Genomic DNA, 17,558 nt, shown 5'->3' with positions numbered 1-17,558 from the left:
CTACTTCTTCCTGTTCTGGGGGTTCTTGCCTGACTTGCCGCCCTTGCGCGCTGCGCGCGGCTGCTTCTTCGGCTGCTGGCGGGCCGGCTTGCTGGCGGCCTCCTCCTCGGCCTTGAGCCGCTCCTCTTCCTCAGCCAGCTCGGCGGGGGTCTTCTTGCCCTTCTTGTGGGCCTTGACCCGGTCCCGGGCCTCCTTGGCAGCCGCCGCGGCGGTGTTCGGAGCGGGGTTGTTCCGGATCACGTAGAACTGCTGGCACATCGTCCACAGGTTCGAGGTGGTCCAGTAGACCAACACGCCGATCGGGAAGGCGACACCACCGACGGCGAAGACCAGCGGCAGCACGTAGAGCAGCATCTTCTGCTGGCGCGCGTACGGCCCGGTCAGTGCGTCCGGGGGCATGTTCTTGCTCATCAGCTGACGCTGGGTGAGGAAGGTGGTGGCGGTCATCGCGAGCACCAGGACCGCGGCCATCACCATCACGCCGATCTGGCCGCCGGCACCGATGAACGTCTGCGAGATCGGTACGCCGAGCAGCTCAGCCTCTTGGAACTGGGTGGCCTGGGCGTCGGTGAGGACTCCCTTGCCGCGGTGGTGCCGGGCGGCCTGGTCGATCATCCGGAACAGCGCGAAGAAGATCGGCATCTGCAGCAGGATCGGCAGGCAGGAGGCGAACGGGTTGGTGCCCGTGTCGCGGTAGAGCTTCATCGTCTCCTGGGCGAGCCGCTCCTTGTCGTGCCCGTACTTCTTCTGCAGCTCCTTGACCCGCGGCTGGATGAGCTGCATGTTCCGCGACGACTTGATCTGCTTCACGAAGAGCGGGATCAACAGCGTACGGATGACGAGCGTCAGGCCGACGATGGCCAGGGTCCAGGAGAGACCGCCGTCCGGGTCCAGTCCCATCACGTCGGTGAGCAGACGGTGGAACAACACCATGATGAACGACACCAGGTAGTACAGCGGCGTCATGATGAACCCGCCGATGGCGCCGAAGAACTCGAACAACGCAGAAGCTCCTTCAGGTGGTGGCGCCACTGGAGCGGCGCGGAGGGACGGGGTCGTAGCCCCCGGGGGCCCACGGATGACAGCGTCCGAGGCGTCGAACGGCGAACCAACCACCACGGAGACTACCGTGCACCTGCACGGCCTCCAGGGCGTACGCCGAACAGGACGGGTGATAGCGGCAGACCTGGCCGTACAGGGGACTGATGAACGCTCGGTAGAGCCGCAGGAAGCCGATCAGCAGATACTTCATGAGGCGGCGCTGCTAGGCCGCACGGGCGACCCCAACCGGTCGATCGCGCGGTCCAGGGCAGAGTCAAGATCCCCGGCCAGTTGCTCCGAGGACATCGCTGCCGAGGCCGGCAACGCCCGGATCACCACCACGATCCCGGCCGGCAGCACCGCCAGTCGGGACGCGACCAGGTGCCGGAGCCGTCGCTTCACGCGGTTGCGGACCACAGATCCGCCGACGGCGCGGCTGACCACGAAACCGATCCGGGCCGGCTCCAGGGCGCTGGGGCTGGCGCCACCTGCGGCCACATGGGCGACCAGTGAATCCGTTCCGGCGCGCTGCCCACGGCGTACGGCGAACGAGAAATCGTCACCGGACACCACGCGGTGTGCACGGGGCAGCACGAGACCGCGTCGACGCCGAGTCAGACAGTCAGCGACTTGCGGCCCTTGCGGCGACGCGAGTTCATGATCGCGCGGCCGGCACGGGTCCGCATCCGGAGACGGAAGCCGTGCACCTTGTGACGACGACGGTTGTTCGGCTGGTACGTACGCTTGCTCACGGCATCCTCGTATTCGATCGGGTTCGAAGTCTGGCGGCCCACCAGCACTCGAATCCGGCGCGGACAGGCGGTGGGCGACCTTGCAACGGTACGCGGTGCCGGCAATCCGGGTCAAACTCACGAAACCTGTGCCAGTGGTCGCAGGCACGCCCTGTGGATGAAGGGTTGATCCACAGGTGCGCCGGGAGTTATGTTTCCGGTTCACCGAGGCTGAACCGGAACCGGCCCACACCGACCGGATCACCCGGAGCAGGGCTCGGGACATACGGTGCCCAATGCCGTGCTGAACTGGGAGAACGTCACGGTCAGCCGGTGTACGGGGGCCAGGTCGCAGCGGGGACCTGACCACCCTCGCGGGTCAGTTCACAACCTGTGGACAAAACTGTGGACACCCACCCGAGGAGGAACAGGCGTGACCGACATTCCAGGCACAGACGAGTCATCGATCGGCATCGCCGAGGCCTGGGACCAGGTGATCGCCGACCTGCAGGCCCATCAGCGCGCCTGGCTGCGCGCCAGCCAGCCGGTGACCCTGCACGAGAGCACCGCGATCATCGCGGTCGCCAACGACTTCACCCGCGGTCAGATCGAGGGTCGGCTGCGCGGCCAGCTCGAGGATGCGCTCTCGGATGCCTTCGGTCGAGAGATCCGGATCGCGGTCACCATCAACCCGGCGCTGGAGCCCGACGCGGCACCCACCCCGCCACCCCCGGCCCCTGTTGTAGATATATCGACAAATCAACAAATTGACTTTACTGGGTTGGGGGAGGACCCGGCCGGAGGCGATCCCGCCGCCAAGGCCAGCGCCCTGGAGACCAGGCTCAACCCGAAGTACACCTTCGAGACCTTCGTCATCGGCTCCTCGAACCGGTTCCCGCACGCCGCGGCCGTCGCCGTCGCCGAGGCGCCCGGCAAGGCCTACAACCCGCTGCTGGTCTACGGCGACTCCGGTCTGGGCAAGACCCACCTGCTGCACGCCATCGGCCACTACGTGCGCTCCCTGTACGCCGGCGCCAAGGTGCGCTACGTCTCCAGCGAGGAGTTCACCAACGAGTTCATCAACGCGATCCGTGACGACCGGCAGGATCGGTTCAAGCGCCGCTACCGCGATGTCGACGTCCTGCTCATCGACGACATCCAGTTCCTGGAGGGCAAGACCCAGACCCAGGAGGAGTTCTTCCACACCTTCAACACGCTGCACAACGCGAACAAGCAGATCGTGCTCACCTCGGACCGGGCACCCAAGCGGCTCGAGGCCCTGGAGGATCGGCTCCGCAACCGGTTCGAGTGGGGTCTGATCACCGACGTCCAGCCTCCCGACCTGGAGACCCGGATCGCGATCCTGCAGAAGAAGGCCGCGATGGACCGGCTCTCGGCCCCGGCCGACGTGCTCGAGTTCATCGCCAGCAAGATCCAGACCAACATCCGCGAGCTCGAGGGGGCGCTGATCCGGGTCACCGCGTTCGCCAACCTGAACCGCCAGGAGGTCGATCTGACGCTGGCCGAGATCGTGCTGAAGGACCTGATCCCCGAGGGCGGCGAGCCGGAGATCACCGCGGCGCTGATCATCGCCCAGACGGCCGCCTACTTCGGCGTCAGCATCGAGGACCTGACCGGCCCGAGCCGCGGCCGGCACCTGGTCCAGGGCCGCCAGATCGCGATGTACCTGTGCCGCGAACTGACCGACCTGTCGCTGCCCAAGATCGGCGCCCAGTTCGGCAACCGGGACCACACCACGGTGATGTACGCCGACCGCAAGATCAACCAGCTGCTGGCCGAACGGCGCTCGGTCTTCAACCAGGTCAGCGAACTGACCAACCGGATCAAGCTGCAGGCCCGCCAGTCCTGACGAACCCCCTGACGAACGCTCAGCTGCGCAGCCGGGCCGCCGAGGCCGGGTCGCCGGTGAGCACCCGGACCGCGAGCGCGGTGGTGGCTTCGACGTTGAGGAACCCGAGCACCCGGCTGACCCGGTCGATGTCGAGCGGCAGCAGCCCGGGGGTGCCGGGGATCTCCGGGGTCAGTCCCAGGTCGAGCTCCTCGTGGCCGCGCATCATCTCCACGTTGAACTCGTAGCGCTCCCGGGCGCCCGGCGCCCGCAGCCGCCGCACCACCGTGGACCCCATCCGGCGTACGCCGTTCTCCTGCGCCAACGCGTCCAGGGCGGCGGTGACCGCGCGTCCCTGGTCGTGCTCGATGTCGGCCCAGACCGCCTGCATGGAGCCGGCGGCTGCGAGCAGCGCGGCCGCGGACTTCTCCCCGAGGCCGGAGACGCCGGGCAGGTTGTCGCTGGCATCGCCGCGCAGCGCGGCGTAGTCGAGGTAGTGGTGCGCGGCGACCCCGTACATCGCGAAGAGACGGGCGGGGTTCAGCAGCGGTGACCCGTTGATGCCGCCGTTGATCAGGCGCAGCACCTGGGTGTGGTCGCTGAGGCAGGCGAATGCGTCCCGGTCGGAGGTGATGATCACGCAGTTCCAGTCGTGCCGGACCGCCCAGGCGGCGCCGGACGCGTTCACGTCGTCAGCCTCCAGCCCCGGCGGGGTGAGCGTGGCCAGGCCGAGCGCGTCGAGCAGGGCGCCGGCGCGCTCGAGCTGGTCGACGAGCGCCGGGTCCTTCTCGGCGCGGCCGGCCTTGTAGTCGGGGTAGCGGTCCCGGCGCACAGACGCGGTGCGGTCGTCGAGCCCGAAGATCACCGCGTCCGGGGCGAACTGCTCGATCGACTCGATGATCTGCCGCAGCATCCCGTGCAGGGCCCAGGCCGGCCTGCCCGAGCGGTCGGTGATCCGAGTGTGCGCCCGGGCGTGGTGGTTGCGGTGCAGCAGCGACGGCGCGTCGACGACGAGGAGGAGTTTGCGGGCATCGGACGTCATGGTGATGGCGTCATCGTAGTTCGCCACACCAGATCGCCCCGCGAATCTGTGGTTCCACCCTGTTCACTCGCCTGTGCATCGGCGGGGGACATCGTGTGGATGACCAGCCACCCGGCGTCGACCGACGACGTGGACCCACATGCCGGCGTCACTCCTCCCACGCTCGACACACACCCCCTGTGCACGAAGAAATCGGCTCTGACCTGCACGGACAGGGGTTGTCCACAGTTTCCACCGTTGCTATGACCACTCATAACCCATCTACAACTCACAAAACTCGTGCAATTCGAACCGGCCCACTCCTGGGGATAACCCGCTCTCGCCCCCCGCACCCCTGTGGTGCGGAGCCGACACGTGGCAGGATGCTCACCCCGGGGCCCGTCCCGGACCAGACTTGAAGTTCACGACCATGGAGGCCACGTGAAGTTCCGCGTCGACCGTGACGTTCTCGCCGATGCTGTCACCTGGGCAGCGCGCACCCTGCCGTTGCGAGCCCCGAGCTCACCGGCGCTGGCCGGCATGCTCATCGAGGCCGGTGATCAGGGCCTGGTGCTGTCCGCCTTCGACTTCGAGACCTCCGCCCGCGCCACGCTGGCCGCCGAGGTCAGCGAGGAGGGCCGCGCCCTGGTCAGCGGCAAGCTGCTCTCCGAGATCTGCCGCAGCCTGCCCGACAAGCCGGTCGAGATGGTGCTCGAGGGTCCCCGCGTCTCGCTGACCTGTGGCTCGGCCCGGTTCAGCCTGCAGACCATCCCGGTCGAGGACTACCCGACGCTGCCGCCGATGCCGGCCGCCACCGGCACCGTGGACAGCCAGCTCTTCGCCCACGCCGTCAGCCAGGCGGTGACCGCCGCGGGCCGCGACGACATGCTGCCGGTGCTGACCGGGGTCCGGATCGAGATCAGCGGCTCCACGATCTCGCTGCTGGCCACCGACCGGTTCCGGTTGTCCCACCGCGAGCTGGAGTGGAACCCGCACTCCCCGGACGAGTCCGCGGCCGCGCTGGTCCCGGCGAAGGTTCTGGAGGGCACCGCCAAGTCGCTCACCTCGGGCAGCGAGGTGACCATCTCGCTGTCCGGAAGCGCCGCGGGCGAGGGCATCATCGGCTTCGAGGGCGCCGGCCCCGGCGGCGTACGTCGTACCACCACCCGCCTGCTGGACGGGGAGTTCCCCAAGGTCCGCAGCCTCTTCCCGGCCGAGCACCTGACCACCGCCCTGGTCGACAAGGCCGCGCTGATCGAGTCGGTCAAGCGCGTCGCGCTGGTCGCCGAACGCAACACCGCGGTCCAGCTCGCCTTCGGTGACGGCGGCGTCACCCTCGATGCCGGCTCCGGTGACCAGGCCCAGGCCACCGAGCAGGTGGCGGCCGACATCAGCGGCGCCGAGTTGACCACCGGCTTCAACCACTCGTTCCTGCTCGAGGGGCTGAACGCGGTTGACGAGCCGGTGGTCGAGCTGGCCTTCACCCAGGCGTCGAAGCCGGTGGTGATGCGCGGCATCCCCAGCGACGGCTCCGAGGATCCGGGGTTCAAGTACTTGCTGATGCCCCGCAGACTGTTGTCCTGACCCCGCCACGGCTCACCTCAGGAGCGCACCTCATGCACATCGGACTCATCGGCTTGGGCAAGATGGGCGGCAACATGGCGGAGCGGCTGCGCCGCGCCGGGCATAGTGTCGTCGGCTTCGACCATGACCCGGAGCTGGCCGATGTCGACTCGCTCGCCGCCCTGGTGGCTGCCCTGCCGGCACCGCGGGTGGTCTGGGTGATGGTGCCCGCCGGTGATCCGACCCGCAGCACGGTCGCCGAGCTCGCCGACCTGCTCGCCGCCGGTGACGTGGTCGTCGACGGCGGCAACTCCCGCTGGACCGACGACCTCGAGCACGCCCGGCTGCTGGCCGAGCGGGAGATCGGCTACGTCGACTGCGGAGTGTCCGGCGGGGTCTGGGGTCTGGAGAACGGCTACGCCCTGATGTACGGCGGCGACGCCGCCGACGTGGCCAAGGTGCAGCCGGCGTTCGACGCCCTCAAGCCCCCCGGCGACCTGGGTGCGGTGCACGCCGGGTCGGTGGGCGCCGGGCACTTCTCCAAGATGGTCCACAACGGCATCGAGTACGCGATGATGCAGGCCTACGCCGAGGGCTGGGAGCTGCTGCAGAAGGTCGACATGGTCGACAACGTGCCCGAGGTCTTCGCCTCCTGGCGGGAGGGGACCGTGATCAGGTCCTGGCTGCTGGATCTCTTCGTCAACGCGCTGGACGCCGAGCCGGATCTGGCCAGCATCCGCGGCTACGCCGAGGACTCGGGCGAGGGTCGGTGGACGGTCGAGGCGGGCATCGAGCATGCGGTGCCGCTGCCCACCATCGCCGCCTCCCTGTTCGCCCGGTTCACCTCCCGGCAGGACGACAGCCCGGCGATGAAGGCGATCGCCGCGATGCGCAACCAGTTCGGTGGCCACGCGGTGCGCACCGAGGGCGACTCGTCGTAGCGCATGCACATCGCGCACCTGACCCTGCACGACTTCCGTTCCTACGGGGACCTCGACCTGGCGCTGGAGCCCGGCCGGTCGGCCTTCCTGGGCCGCAACGGCCAGGGCAAGACCAACCTGGTCGAGGCGATCGACTACCTGTCGCGGCTGGCCTCGCATCGGGTCGCCAGCGATGCGCCTCTGGTGCGTGCCGGTGCCGAGCAGGCGCTGGTGCGCGCCGCCGTGGTCAAGGAGGGCCGGACCGCCACCCTGGAGGTCGAGCTCAACCCGGGGCGCGCCAACCGGGCCCGGATCAACCGGGCCGCGCTGCCTCGGCCACGCGACCTGATCGGCCTGGTCCGCACCGTCGTCTTCGCCCCCGACGACCTGGCCCTGGTCAAGGGCGACCCGTCGATGCGGCGCCGCTTCCTCGACGACCTGTTGGTGCTCCGTACGCCGCGGCTGGCCGGGGTGCGCGCGGACTACGACCGGGTGCTGAAGCAACGCAACTCGCTGCTGCGCAGCGCCCGCAGCAACCGGGCGGCCCGGGAGGCGGCCGAGTCCACCCTGGATCTGTGGAACGAGCATCTGGTGGCGTTCGGTGCCGAACTGACCGCAGCCCGGCTGCAACTGGACGAGGACCTGGCGCCGTACCTGATCGCGGCGTACGCCGACGTGGCCGACGGGGTGCACCGGTCGCAGGCGCGCACCAGCTACCGGCCGTCCTGGGCCGAGGATGAGGCCGAGTCGCCCCGGGAGATCGCCGGCGTGGCCGCGGCGATCCAGGCCGCGCTCGAGGAGCGGCGCCGCGACGAGCTGGATCGGGGCATCACCCTGGTCGGACCGCACCGCGACGAGTGGCTGCTGACCCTGGGCGACGGCCAGCTCGAGCTGCCGGTGAAGGGCTACGCCTCGCACGGAGAGTCGTGGTCGTTCGCGCTCGCGCTGCGGCTGGCCTCCTACGACCTGTTGCGCGATGAGGGCGAAGACCCGATCCTGATCCTGGACGACGTCTTCGCCGAGCTCGACCAGGGCCGGCGGGACCGACTCGCCGACCGTGTGCTCGGCACCGAGCAGGTGCTGGTCACGGCCGCAGTGCCCGACGACGTACCGATGCAGCTGGACGCGGTGCGCTACGAGGTCTCCGCAGGGGAGGTGCGCCGCCAGTGACCGAACCGGAGGAGCCGACCCCGGACGGACTCGACTTCGCCCGCGCCCAGGCCCGCGCTGTGTCCCGGCTCCAGGTCACCTCCCGGGCCCGGGGCCGTCGGGGACGGCGTCGCAGGGCCGCCCCCGCGGAGGCGTCCGGGGCGCATCCGGACGATCGCGACCCGCAGCTGCTCGACAACGTGCTCGGCCGGCTGGTCACCGAGCACGGCTGGACCGTCGACCTGAAAGTGCACGGGGTCTTCGGCCGGTGGGCGGAGCTGGTCGGTGACGACATCGCCACCCACTGCACGCCGGAGTCCTTCGCCGAGGGCCGGTTGTCGGTGCGCACCGACTCCACCGCCTGGGCCACCCAGTTGCGGCTGCTGGCCCCGACGCTGCTCAAGCGCCTCAACACCGAGCTCGGCCACGACACGGTCACCTTCATCGAGGTCCTCGGCCCGCACGGGCCGACCTGGAAGAAGGGCCCCCGGTCGGTGCGCGACGGCCGCGGCCCCCGCGACACCTACGGCTGACGCCTGACGCCTACGGCTGAGACTGCCGCCTACGGCCGACGCCATGCCGAGCACGTTGGTCGCCGGGTGGTGTGGATTCGTTGGTCGAGCTTGTCGAGACCCCGCACCCCCGGCACCCGATCCGCCCCAACGAACACCGTTCACCGCTAGGCTGCAGTGCGGTGACGACACATCTTTGTCATCACTTGACTCGGCAAGACGATCAGGAGGGATCCGATGAGCACCAACGAGCCACCCAACGAGCCCCCGAACCAGCCACCCCCGCCGCCGCCGGGCTACGGGGCGCCGCCGCCCCCGCCGGCCGGGGCACCGGGCCCGAGCGTGGACATCGGTGCGGCGTTCAAGTACGCCTTCGAGAAGTTCCAGGCCAACCTCGGTCCGTTCGTGATCGCGGGCCTGGCCATCTTCGGTGTGCTGGTCTTCGGCGGCATCGTCCAGGCGGTGATCAGCTCGATGAGCAACCCCACGCTGGTCTTCGACATGGAGACCGGCCGCTGGGTGACCAGCGGCGGCCTCGGCTTCATCGCCACGAACCTGGTCAACGGCGTCATCGGACTGGTCGTCAACCTGGTCGCGATGCTGATCATGGCCGGCATGATCCGGTCCGCCCTCGACATCACCGCCGGCCGACCGGTGACGGCGGCCAGCATGTTCCGCACCGACCAGCTCGTGCAGGTCTTCGTGGCCGCGGTGCTGATCGCCATCGGCGGCACCATCGGCCTGCTGCTCTGCGTGCTGCCGGGCATCGTGTTCTACTTCTTCACCTCCTACACCCTGCACTTCGTGGGTGACCGCAACCTGACCGCGGTCGAGGCGATCAAGGCCAGCTTCAACTTCGTCAAGGACAACTTCGTCCAGGTCCTGCTGGTCTACCTGTGCGTGCTGGCGGTCACCATCGTCGGCGCCATCCTGTGCCTGGTGGGCCTGATCGCGGCCATCCCGATCGGCACGCTGTTGACGGCGTACGCGTTCCGCTCACTGCACAACGAGCCGATCGCCGCCTGACTCAGGATGCTCGTGTGGGGTGCAAGGGGCACCCCACACGAGCACCTCGAACGCGCGAAAACGGCCGCAACGGGCCAAATAGAGCTCACAGGGCATGTTTCGACCCTGCCCTGGGGACGCACGAGCGTGTTCTGAGGCCCTCTGCGGGGTATCATGGCCCACGAGGTCGCAACGCGGCATAACCCCCGGTTGCGACCCGTTCCATGTCCGCTGCGCGCTCGTGCGGCGGTACGCCGAGGGAGTAGGACGGAGTGCGCGTGGTCGACGACAATCAGGTGACCGACGAGCAGCCAACGAAGGCCACCGAGCAGGTCGCCTACGACGCGTCAGCGATCCAGGTCCTGGAGGGCCTCGAAGCGGTCCGCAAGCGACCTGGCATGTACATCGGCTCCACCGGCGCCCGTGGCCTGCACCACCTGATCTGGGAGATCGTCGACAACGCTGTCGACGAGGCCCTGGCCGGACACTGCGACCGGATCGTGGTCACCCTCACCGACGACGGTGCGGTCCGGGTCGAGGACAACGGCCGCGGCATCCCCACCGACACCGCTCCCGGCCAGTCCATCCCCGCCGTCACCTTGGCGTTGACCGTCCTGCACGCCGGCGGCAAGTTCGGCGGCGGCGGCTACAAGGTCTCCGGCGGACTGCACGGCGTCGGCGTCTCGGTGGTGAACGCGCTGTCGAGCCGACTGCTCGTCGAGGTGCGCAACCGGGGCCGGCTCTGGCAGCAGAGCTTCTCACTCGGCACCCCCGACGCCGACCTCGAAGAGGTGCGGCCGCTCGCCGAGGGGGAGGGGACCGGCACCACGGTCACCTTCTGGCCCTCGGAGGACATCTTCGAGTCCACCACCTTCTCCCTGGAGACCATCACCACCCGGATCCGGGAGATGGCTTTCCTCAACAAGGGCCTCGAGATCGTCGTACGCGACGAGCGCCAGACCGCCGAGGACGTGGCCGAGGGGCTGGAGCCGGAGGCGGACAACGGCGAGGACCAGGTGCACCCGGCCGAGGGGGTCGGCCTGGAGAGCCGCTACCGCTACGACCGCGGACTGGTCGACTACGTCGAGCACCTGAACCGGCGCAAGGACAAGGCGAACCCGACGGTCATCTCCTTCGAGGACGAGACTCCCGACTCCGTCGAGAACCACATGAGCCTCGAAGTGGCCATGCAGTGGAACACCTCGTTCACCGAGTCGGTGCACACCTTCGCCAACACCATCAACACCCACGAGGGCGGCACCCACGAGGAGGGCTTCCGGGCCGCGCTGACCACCCTGGTGAACCACTGGGGCGAGGAGTGGGGGCTGATCAAGAAGCGCGAGGACCGGGTCTCCGGCGACGACATCCGCGAAGGCCTCACCGCGATCATCTCGATCAAGCTGGCCGAGCCCCAGTTCGAGGGGCAGACCAAGACCAAGCTCGGCAACACCGAGGCCAAGGGCTTCGTGCAACGGCTGGTCAACGACCAGCTCGGCGCCTGGCTGGAGCAGAACCCGGCCGAGGGGCGCGACATCGTCCGGAAGGCTCAGGCGGCGGCGTCGGCCCGGATCGCGGCCCGCAAGGCCCGGGACCTGGCCCGCAACCGCAAGGGCCTGCTCGGCGGCGGCGGACTGCCCGGCAAGCTGTCGGACTGCCAGTCCACGAACCCGGCCGAGTGCGAGGTCTTCATCGTCGAGGGTGACTCCGCCGGCGGCTCCGCCCGGCAGGGCCGCGACCCGCGGGTGCAGGCGATCCTGCCGATCCGCGGCAAGATCCTCAACGTCGAGAAGGCGCGCATCGACAAGGTGCTCGCCAACACCGAGGTGCAGGCGATCATCTCGGCGCTGGGCACCGGCATCCACGAGGAGTTCTCGCTGGAGAAGCTGCGCTACCACAAGGTGGTGCTGATGGCCGACGCCGACGTCGACGGCCACCACATCAACACCCTGCTGCTGACGTTGCTGTTCCGGTTCATGAAGCCGCTGATCGAGCAGGGCTACGTGTACATGGCCCAGCCGCCGCTGTACCGACTGCGGTGGAACAAGCCGCACGAGCACGAGTTCGTCTACTCCGACCCCGAGCGCGACGCGCTCACCCGCGACGGTCTCGCCCAGGGCAAGAAGCTGCCCAAGGAGAACGCGGTGCAGCGGTACAAGGGTCTCGGCGAGATGAACGCCGAGGAGCTGTGGGAGACCACGATGAACCCCGAGCAGCGGCTGATGCTCCAGGTCACCCTCGACGACGCCGCCCAGGCCGACGAGGTCTTCTCGACGCTGATGGGGGAGGACGTCGAGCAGCGCCGCTCCTTCATCCAGCGCAACGCTAAAGACGTCCGCTTCCTCGACATCTGATGAGCCAATCGTCGGTCGAGCTTGTCGAGACCCCGCACGCCGGCGGCGTTCGTCGGTCGAGCTTGTCGAGACCACTCTTCGACATTCCCTAGACTCCGTTAGACATAGGCAGAGAGAGCAATCGTGACCGAGACTCCCAGCGGCGGACGCATCGAACCGATCGAGCTGCAGACCTCCATGCAGCGCGCCTACATCGACTACGCGATGGCGGTCATCGTGGGCCGGGCCCTGCCCGACGTACGCGACGGACTCAAGCCGGTGCACCGCCGGGTGCTCTACGCGATGTACGACGGCGGCTACCGCCCCGACCGCGGCTTCTCCAAGTGCTCGCGCGTCGTCGGCGACGTGATGGGTCAGTACCACCCGCACGGCGACTCGGCGATCTACGACACCCTGGTCCGGCTCGCCCAGCCGTGGGTGATGCGCGCGCCGCTGGTGCAGGGGCAGGGCAACTTCGGTTCGCCGGGCAACGACGCGGCCGCCGCGATGCGATACACCGAGTGCCGGATGGCGCCGCTGGCGCTGGAGATGGTCCGCGACATCGAGCAGGAGACCGTCGACTTCCAGCCCAACTACGACGGTCGCTCCACCGAGCCGACCGTGCTGCCCTCGCGCTACCCGAACCTGCTGGTCAACGGGTCGGCGGGGATCGCGGTCGGGATGGCCACCAACATTCCGCCGCACAACCTGCGCGAGGTCGCCGACGGTGCCCGGTGGGCGCTGGAGCACCCCGACGCCACCCGCGAGGAGCTGCAGGACGCGCTGATCGAGCGGATCAAGGGCCCCGACTTCCCCAACGGCGCGCTGATCGTGGGCCGCCAGGGCATCGAGCAGGCCTACCGCACCGGTCGGGGCTCGGTCACCCAGCGGGCGGTCATCGAGATCGACGAGGACAACAAGGGCCGCACCTGCCTCTCGATCACCGAGCTGCCCTACATGGTCAACCCCGACAACCTGGCCGAGAAGATCGCCATGCTCGTCGACACCGGCAAGGTGCAGGGCATCTCCGACGTCCGCGACGACTCGTCGGGGCGCACCGGCCAGCGACTGGTCGTCGTACTCAAGCGTGACGCGGTCGCCCGGGTGGTGCTGAACAACCTGCTCAAGCACACCGAGCTGCAGACCAACTTCTCCGCCAACATGTTGGCGCTGGTCGACGGGGTGCCGCGCACCCTGACCATCGACCAGTTCATCAGCAGCTGGGTCACCCACCAGCTCGAGGTCATCCAGCGGCGGACCCGCTTCCGGCTACGCCGGGCCGAGGAGGACGCGCACATCCAGCGCGGCCTGGTGAAGGCGCTCGATGCGCTGGATGAGGTGATCGCGCTGATCCGCCGGTCGCCCGACGTGGAGGAGGCCCGCACCGGGCTGATCAACCTGCTCGGCATCGACGAACTCCAGGCCAACGCGATCCTGGAGATGCAGCTGCGCCGGCTGGCGGCCCTGGAGCGGCAGAAGATCATCGACAAGCTCGCCGAGCTGGAGCGGATCATCGCCGACCTCCAGGACATCCTGGCCAGCGAGTCGCGGCAGCGCCGGATCATCGGCGAGGAGCTCAACGAGATCGTCGAGAAGTTCGGCGACGACCGGCGCTCCCAGATCATCCCCGCCGACGGCGACCTGTCCATGGAGGACCTGATCCCGGACGAGGAGATGGTCGTCTCGATCACTCGCGGCGGGTATGCGAAGCGGACCCGCGCCGACTCCTATCGCACCCAGAAGCGGGGCGGCAAGGGGGTGCGCGGCGCCGCGCTGCGCGGCGACGACGTGGTGCAGCACCTGCTGGCCACCAGCAACCATCACTGGCTGCTCTTCTTCACTACCGCCGGACGGGTCTACCGGACCAAGGTCTACAACCTGCCCGAGTCCTCCCGGGACGCCAAGGGCGGTCACGTGGCGGGGCTGCTCTCCTTCCAGCCGGATGAGCAGATCGCTCAGGTGCTGGCGATCCGCGACTACGAGCAGGCTCCCTACCTGGTGCTGGCCACCCGGGACGGGCTGGTCAAGAAGACGCGGTTGGCCGACTACAACTCGCCGCGTCAGGCCGGCGTCATTGCGATCAACTTCCGCTCCGAGACCGATGAGCTGATCGGCGCCGAGCTGGTCTCGGCCGACGACGACATCCTGCTGGTCTCCCGGAAGGGGCAGGCGATCCGCTTCCACGCCGACGACGCGCAGTTGCGGCCGATGGGCCGGGCCACCGGCGGTGTCACGGGGATGAAGTTCCGCAACGAGGACTCGATGCTGTCGATGTCGGTGATCCGGGCCGCGCAGGCGGCTGTCGAGGACGCCGACGAGGACGTGCAGTACGTCTTCACGATGACCGACGGCGGGTTCGCGAAGCGGAGCCGGATCTCGGAGTATCGCCTGCAGTCGCGGGGCGGTCTGGGCATCAAGGCGATGTCGCTGGCCAACACCGAGCGCGGCCAGCTGGTGGGTGCCTTCATCGCCACCGACGGTGACGAGGTGCTCGCCATCACCGCCGCCGGTCAGGTGGTGCGCAGCCCGATCGACGACCAGTTCCGGCCCACCGGTCGGTCCACCCAGGGCGTCAAGTTCGTCTCCCCGAAGAAGGGCGACAGCGTGGCCGTGGTGACCCGGTCGGTGGAGGCCAAGGTCGCCGACGAGGTTGACGAGGAGGTCGCTGGCGAATCTGTCGATTCGGGCGCCGATGCCACAATGGCCGCCGACGACCAGCCACGAGACGAGGAATCATGAGTGACGCACCCGAGGACACCGCGATCCGGTCCGGGTTCGCCAACCGCGTCCAGGAGAAGCTCGCGCAGGCCACCGCGGAGTTGCGTGAGGCCGCCGAGGCCGAGAGGGGTTCAGTGATGGTCGACGGTCCCCGCAAGCAGCGGCGTGCCCGACTCCGGCTGACCAGGATCGACCCCTGGTCGGTGATGAAGACCGCGTTCCTGCTCTCGGTGGCGTTCGCGGTGGTGACCGTGGTGTCGGTCTTCATCGTCTGGTCGGTGCTGGGCGCGGCCGGGGTCTGGGACTCGATCAACGCCGCCGTCCAGGACGTGATCGGCGGCGACGAGGGCGCGAACTTCGACATCGAGTCGTACGTCGGGATGACCCGGGTGCTCGGCTTCACCATGCTGGTGTCGGTGGTGGACGTGATCCTGCTGACCGCGATCGCCACCTTGTCCGCGTTCCTGTACAACATGGCCGCGGCCCTGCTGGGCGGCATCGAAGTCACCCTCGCGGAGGACTGAGTCCTCGCGGCGACCCCGTTTTGTCGCCGCACCGGAACCTGCGGTAATCTTCCCCGTCGGTTCATGCGGGCCTATAGCTCAGACGGTTAGAGCGCTTCCCTGATAAGGAAGAGGTCACAGGTTCAAGTCCTGTTAGGCCCACCAGCACGGGATCCGTCCCGTGGTGCCCCTTCTGCGGGCAACCCACCATCGACGATGGAGTAGAGCCGTGAAGAAGATCATTGTCCTGCTGATCGCGGCCGCCGGTGCCGCTGTGGCCTGGAAGAAGTACGACGAGTCCAAGCGTGAGCAGGCCCTGTGGGCCGAGGCCACCGACAACGTCGACCGGGCCTGACACCCGCCGCCGGCACCCCGTTGCCGGCCCAGGGGCCTTGGCGCAATTGGTAGCGCACCTGCTTTGCAAGCAGGGGGTTAGGGGTTCGAGTCCCCTAGGCTCCACCATGTGATCTCTCAGGAGATACCGGACAGACCGGACCCAGAACTTGGGTCCGGTCTTCTGGTTTTTCCGGGGCGTGGTCCGGGTGGTCGGCCGAGTGGCTGGTAGTTGCGGGTGGGGTCGATGGTGAGCTCGCGCAGCAGTTCGCCGGTGGCGGCGTTGATGATGCGGACGTGGAGTCCGTCGACGAGTTTGAGGACTTGGGTTCGGGCGTGCTTGGTAGGTCGTGGCTGGGGTCGCTCGGTGGGTGAGGGAGCGGTGCGGGCGGTGGTGGTTGAAGGCCACGACGAAGGCGTCGATCGTCGCCTGTAGTTCGCCGATGGTGGTGGGTTGCTCGGGTTGGGCGCTGAGCCAGTTCTTCATCGTTTGTTGATATCGCTCGACCTTGCCGCAGGTCGTGGGGTGGTTGGGTCGGGAGTTCTTCTGGACGATGTCGAGGCGTTGCAGTTCGGACTCCAGGCCGTTGCGGCCGCCTCGGCCGCCGGCGAATCGGGTGGTGTAGACGAGTCCGTTGTCGGTGAGCACGGACCCGGGGTACCCGTGTTGATCTGCGGTTTTGGTGAATGTGTCGAGCACGATCTGGCCGGTGATCCGGTGGTGAGCTGAGACGTGGAGTGCGTAGCGGGAGTGGTCGTCGAGCCAGGTGATGACCTCGGTGTCCTGACCGGGGCCGTTGTCGCCGGCGAGGCAGTAGTGGGTGAAGTCGGACTGCCAGGTCTCGTTGGGTTGTTCGGCTTCGAAACGGATGTAGGAGGATTTGGGTCGCTTCTTCGGCTGTGGTTCGACCAGGCTCTGGCGGGTCAGGGTCCGGGCAACGGTGCTGACCGAGGTTGTGACCTGGTGTCGGTGTTGGAGGTGCCAGGCGATGGTGTCGGGGCCGGCGTCGAGTCCGGACTCGGTTAACTGCTTCCGGATCCGCATGATCAGGTCGACGGTGGCCCGGTCAATCGCTGTGGGCGATGAGTGTGGTCGTCGCGATCTGGGTTCGAACGCGGCGTCGCCTTCGGTGCGGTAGCGGGCGAGGAGTTCGTAGATCCAGGACCGGGACACGGCGTAGGTGTTGGCGACCTCGGTGACGGTTCGTCCTTCGATCTCGACTGCGGTGATGACCAGCCGTGCTTTCGACATGGCCTGAGGCTGCCGGTAGGTGCATGTGCTGCTTGGTCAGTTGTCCGGGATGTCTTGAGAGATGTGTCCGGGATGTCCTGACGGATCACACCCTAGGCTCCACCATGGTGGCGCTACTCAAACATATGGACTGAGTAAGTGCCGCCGAAGAGTTTGATGAGTCAAGAGGCTCGCTGGTTTCACCGGCGGGCCTCTTTGCTTTGGTGAGCAGCGTGTCGAACGGTTCTGCGAGTTCGGCTTCGAGCCGGATGCCGACGCGGTCGTTGTCGTCGGGCAGGACGAGGATCCGTTCGAAGAACGCCTGGTTGAACATGCGCCGGATGTGCTCGGGCGCGCTGAGGTAGGCGGCGTGGCAGTCGGTCGCGAGGTCGAGGGCCATCTGGAGGTTGGTCTCGACGGTGTCCCACTCGGCTTCGGTGGCCTTGAGCTCGCTGGTGATGCTGGCGAGGGCCTTGCTGATGCGGTCCTGCTCCTGGCCGGGGTCTGTCAGGAATTTTGTGTAAGCGCATCGGCGTGATGCCACGGGCTGGGTCCGTGGTCGAAGGAGCATCACGTCATGAGCGAGCACGAGTCTGAGAGTACGACGTTGCCAGCGGTGAGGGAGCCGGACATGGTTCGGCTCGCCGAGGAG

The 17,558-nt window shown here is 68.2% G+C and carries 16 protein-coding genes, 2 tRNA genes and 1 pseudogene; 12 read left to right on the top strand and 7 right to left on the bottom strand.

Annotated features, from left to right (window positions below):
• The 4 genes from yidC to rpmH are packed head-to-tail and all read right to left on the bottom strand — an operon-like array spanning position 1 to position 1,793.
• Complete coding sequence (yidC, locus tag JKG67_RS12385) at positions 1-966, bottom strand: membrane protein insertase YidC (RefSeq protein ID WP_372442091.1); 966 nt, start codon at positions 964-966, stop codon at positions 1-3.
• 49 nt (positions 967-1,015) lie between these two features.
• Positions 1,016-1,252 (bottom strand): membrane protein insertion efficiency factor YidD, encoded by a 237-nt coding sequence (gene yidD, locus JKG67_RS12380; RefSeq protein WP_203337634.1) that lies wholly within the window; start codon positions 1,250-1,252, stop codon positions 1,016-1,018.
• Complete coding sequence (gene rnpA / locus JKG67_RS12375; protein ID WP_203337633.1) at positions 1,249-1,635, bottom strand: ribonuclease P protein component; 387 nt, start codon at positions 1,633-1,635, stop codon at positions 1,249-1,251. The genes yidD and rnpA overlap by 4 nt, the downstream gene beginning before the upstream one ends.
• 20 nt (positions 1,636-1,655) lie before the next feature.
• Positions 1,656-1,793, bottom strand: a complete 138-nt coding sequence (gene rpmH, locus JKG67_RS12370) for a 50S ribosomal protein L34 (protein WP_203337632.1) — start codon at positions 1,791-1,793, stop codon at positions 1,656-1,658.
• 412 nt (positions 1,794-2,205) lie between these two features.
• Here rpmH and dnaA point away from each other — a divergent pair, with 412 nt between their 5' ends.
• Positions 2,206-3,642: a chromosomal replication initiator protein DnaA gene (gene dnaA / locus JKG67_RS12365; protein ID WP_372442081.1), complete on the top strand. Its 1,437-nt coding sequence runs from the start codon at positions 2,206-2,208 to the stop codon at positions 3,640-3,642.
• A gap of 19 nt (positions 3,643-3,661) precedes the next feature.
• Here dnaA and JKG67_RS12360 read toward each other — a convergent pair whose 3' ends face one another.
• A complete protein-coding gene (locus JKG67_RS12360; RefSeq protein WP_307816541.1) occupies positions 3,662-4,690 on the bottom strand; it encodes a 5'-3' exonuclease in 1,029 nt (342 codons plus the stop codon).
• A 393-nt stretch (positions 4,691-5,083) separates the two neighbouring features.
• On the opposite strand from JKG67_RS12360, the gene dnaN reads away from it, so the two are divergent.
• The 11 genes from dnaN (at position 5,084) to JKG67_RS12310 (ending at position 15,804) form a co-directional block, all read left to right on the top strand.
• Positions 5,084-6,226, top strand: coding sequence for a DNA polymerase III subunit beta (gene dnaN / locus JKG67_RS12355; RefSeq protein WP_203337631.1), 1,143 nt, complete (start codon positions 5,084-5,086; stop codon positions 6,224-6,226).
• 32 nt (positions 6,227-6,258) lie between these two features.
• Positions 6,259-7,146, top strand: coding sequence for a phosphogluconate dehydrogenase (NAD(+)-dependent, decarboxylating) (gene gnd / locus JKG67_RS12350; RefSeq protein ID WP_203337630.1), 888 nt, complete (start codon positions 6,259-6,261; stop codon positions 7,144-7,146).
• A 3-nt stretch (positions 7,147-7,149) separates the two neighbouring features.
• A complete protein-coding gene (gene recF, locus JKG67_RS12345; RefSeq protein WP_203337629.1) occupies positions 7,150-8,295 on the top strand; it encodes a DNA replication/repair protein RecF in 1,146 nt (381 codons plus the stop codon).
• Positions 8,292-8,807 carry a DciA family protein gene (locus JKG67_RS18540; RefSeq protein WP_203337628.1) on the top strand — a complete coding sequence of 172 codons (516 nt, stop codon included), beginning with the start codon at positions 8,292-8,294 and terminating at the stop codon, positions 8,805-8,807. The genes recF and JKG67_RS18540 overlap by 4 nt, the downstream gene beginning before the upstream one ends.
• Positions 8,808-9,023: 216 nt before the next feature.
• Positions 9,024-9,812, top strand: coding sequence for a DUF2189 domain-containing protein (locus tag JKG67_RS12335; RefSeq protein ID WP_203337627.1), 789 nt, complete (start codon positions 9,024-9,026; stop codon positions 9,810-9,812).
• 257 nt (positions 9,813-10,069) lie between these two features.
• Positions 10,070-12,142 carry a DNA topoisomerase (ATP-hydrolyzing) subunit B gene (gene gyrB, locus JKG67_RS12330; protein WP_307816540.1) on the top strand — a complete coding sequence of 691 codons (2,073 nt, stop codon included), beginning with the start codon at positions 10,070-10,072 and terminating at the stop codon, positions 12,140-12,142.
• A 177-nt stretch (positions 12,143-12,319) separates the two neighbouring features.
• Positions 12,320-14,860 carry a DNA gyrase subunit A gene (gene gyrA, locus JKG67_RS12325; RefSeq protein ID WP_238998399.1) on the top strand — a complete coding sequence of 847 codons (2,541 nt, stop codon included), beginning with the start codon at positions 12,320-12,322 and terminating at the stop codon, positions 14,858-14,860.
• The gene (locus tag JKG67_RS12320) at positions 14,857-15,363 is read left to right on the top strand and encodes a DUF3566 domain-containing protein (RefSeq protein ID WP_203337624.1); all 507 of its coding nucleotides are present in this window, start codon (positions 14,857-14,859) and stop codon (positions 15,361-15,363) included. Before gyrA ends, JKG67_RS12320 begins: the two co-directional genes overlap by 4 nt.
• Before the next feature lie 67 nt (positions 15,364-15,430).
• Positions 15,431-15,507 (top strand) — tRNA-Ile (locus JKG67_RS12315).
• A gap of 64 nt (positions 15,508-15,571) precedes the next feature.
• Positions 15,572-15,697, top strand: coding sequence for a DLW-39 family protein (locus JKG67_RS18895; protein WP_307816539.1), 126 nt, complete (start codon positions 15,572-15,574; stop codon positions 15,695-15,697).
• Between the two features lie 31 nt (positions 15,698-15,728).
• Positions 15,729-15,804: transfer RNA gene (locus JKG67_RS12310), tRNA-Ala, on the top strand.
• A 274-nt stretch (positions 15,805-16,078) separates the two neighbouring features.
• Here the strand turns inward: JKG67_RS12310 and JKG67_RS19230 are convergent.
• Positions 16,079-16,927: pseudogene (locus JKG67_RS19230) on the bottom strand (DDE-type integrase/transposase/recombinase); the annotation flags it as partial.
• An 85-nt stretch (positions 16,928-17,012) separates the two neighbouring features.
• The coding region (locus tag JKG67_RS12300; RefSeq protein WP_238998386.1) for a hypothetical protein at positions 17,013-17,558 on the bottom strand (546 nt) is incomplete at its 5' end.

It is taken from the genome of Nocardioides limicola, assembly GCF_016827675.1.
Classification (GTDB): Bacteria; Actinomycetota; Actinomycetes; order Propionibacteriales; family Nocardioidaceae; genus Nocardioides; species Nocardioides limicola.
The sequence above is the reverse complement of the archived record's forward strand: the minus strand, read 5'-3'. Positions and strand labels throughout refer to the sequence as shown.

Excerpts from the sequence above, each read along its gene's own strand:
- yidC (WP_372442091.1), bottom strand. The coding sequence starts at position 966 with ATGACGCCGCTGTACTACCTGGTGTCGTTCATCATGGTGTTGTTCCAC.
- yidD (WP_203337634.1), bottom strand. The coding sequence starts at position 1,252 with ATGAAGTATCTGCTGATCGGCTTCCTGCGGCTCTACCGAGCGTTCATC.
- gnd (WP_203337630.1), top strand. The coding sequence starts at position 6,259 with ATGCACATCGGACTCATCGGCTTGGGCAAGATGGGCGGCAACATGGCG.
- recF (WP_203337629.1), top strand. The coding sequence starts at position 7,150 with ATGCACATCGCGCACCTGACCCTGCACGACTTCCGTTCCTACGGGGAC.
- JKG67_RS12335 (WP_203337627.1), top strand. The coding sequence starts at position 9,024 with ATGAGCACCAACGAGCCACCCAACGAGCCCCCGAACCAGCCACCCCCG.
- gyrA (WP_238998399.1), top strand. The coding sequence starts at position 12,320 with ATGCAGCGCGCCTACATCGACTACGCGATGGCGGTCATCGTGGGCCGG.
- JKG67_RS12320 (WP_203337624.1), top strand. The coding sequence starts at position 14,857 with ATGAGTGACGCACCCGAGGACACCGCGATCCGGTCCGGGTTCGCCAAC.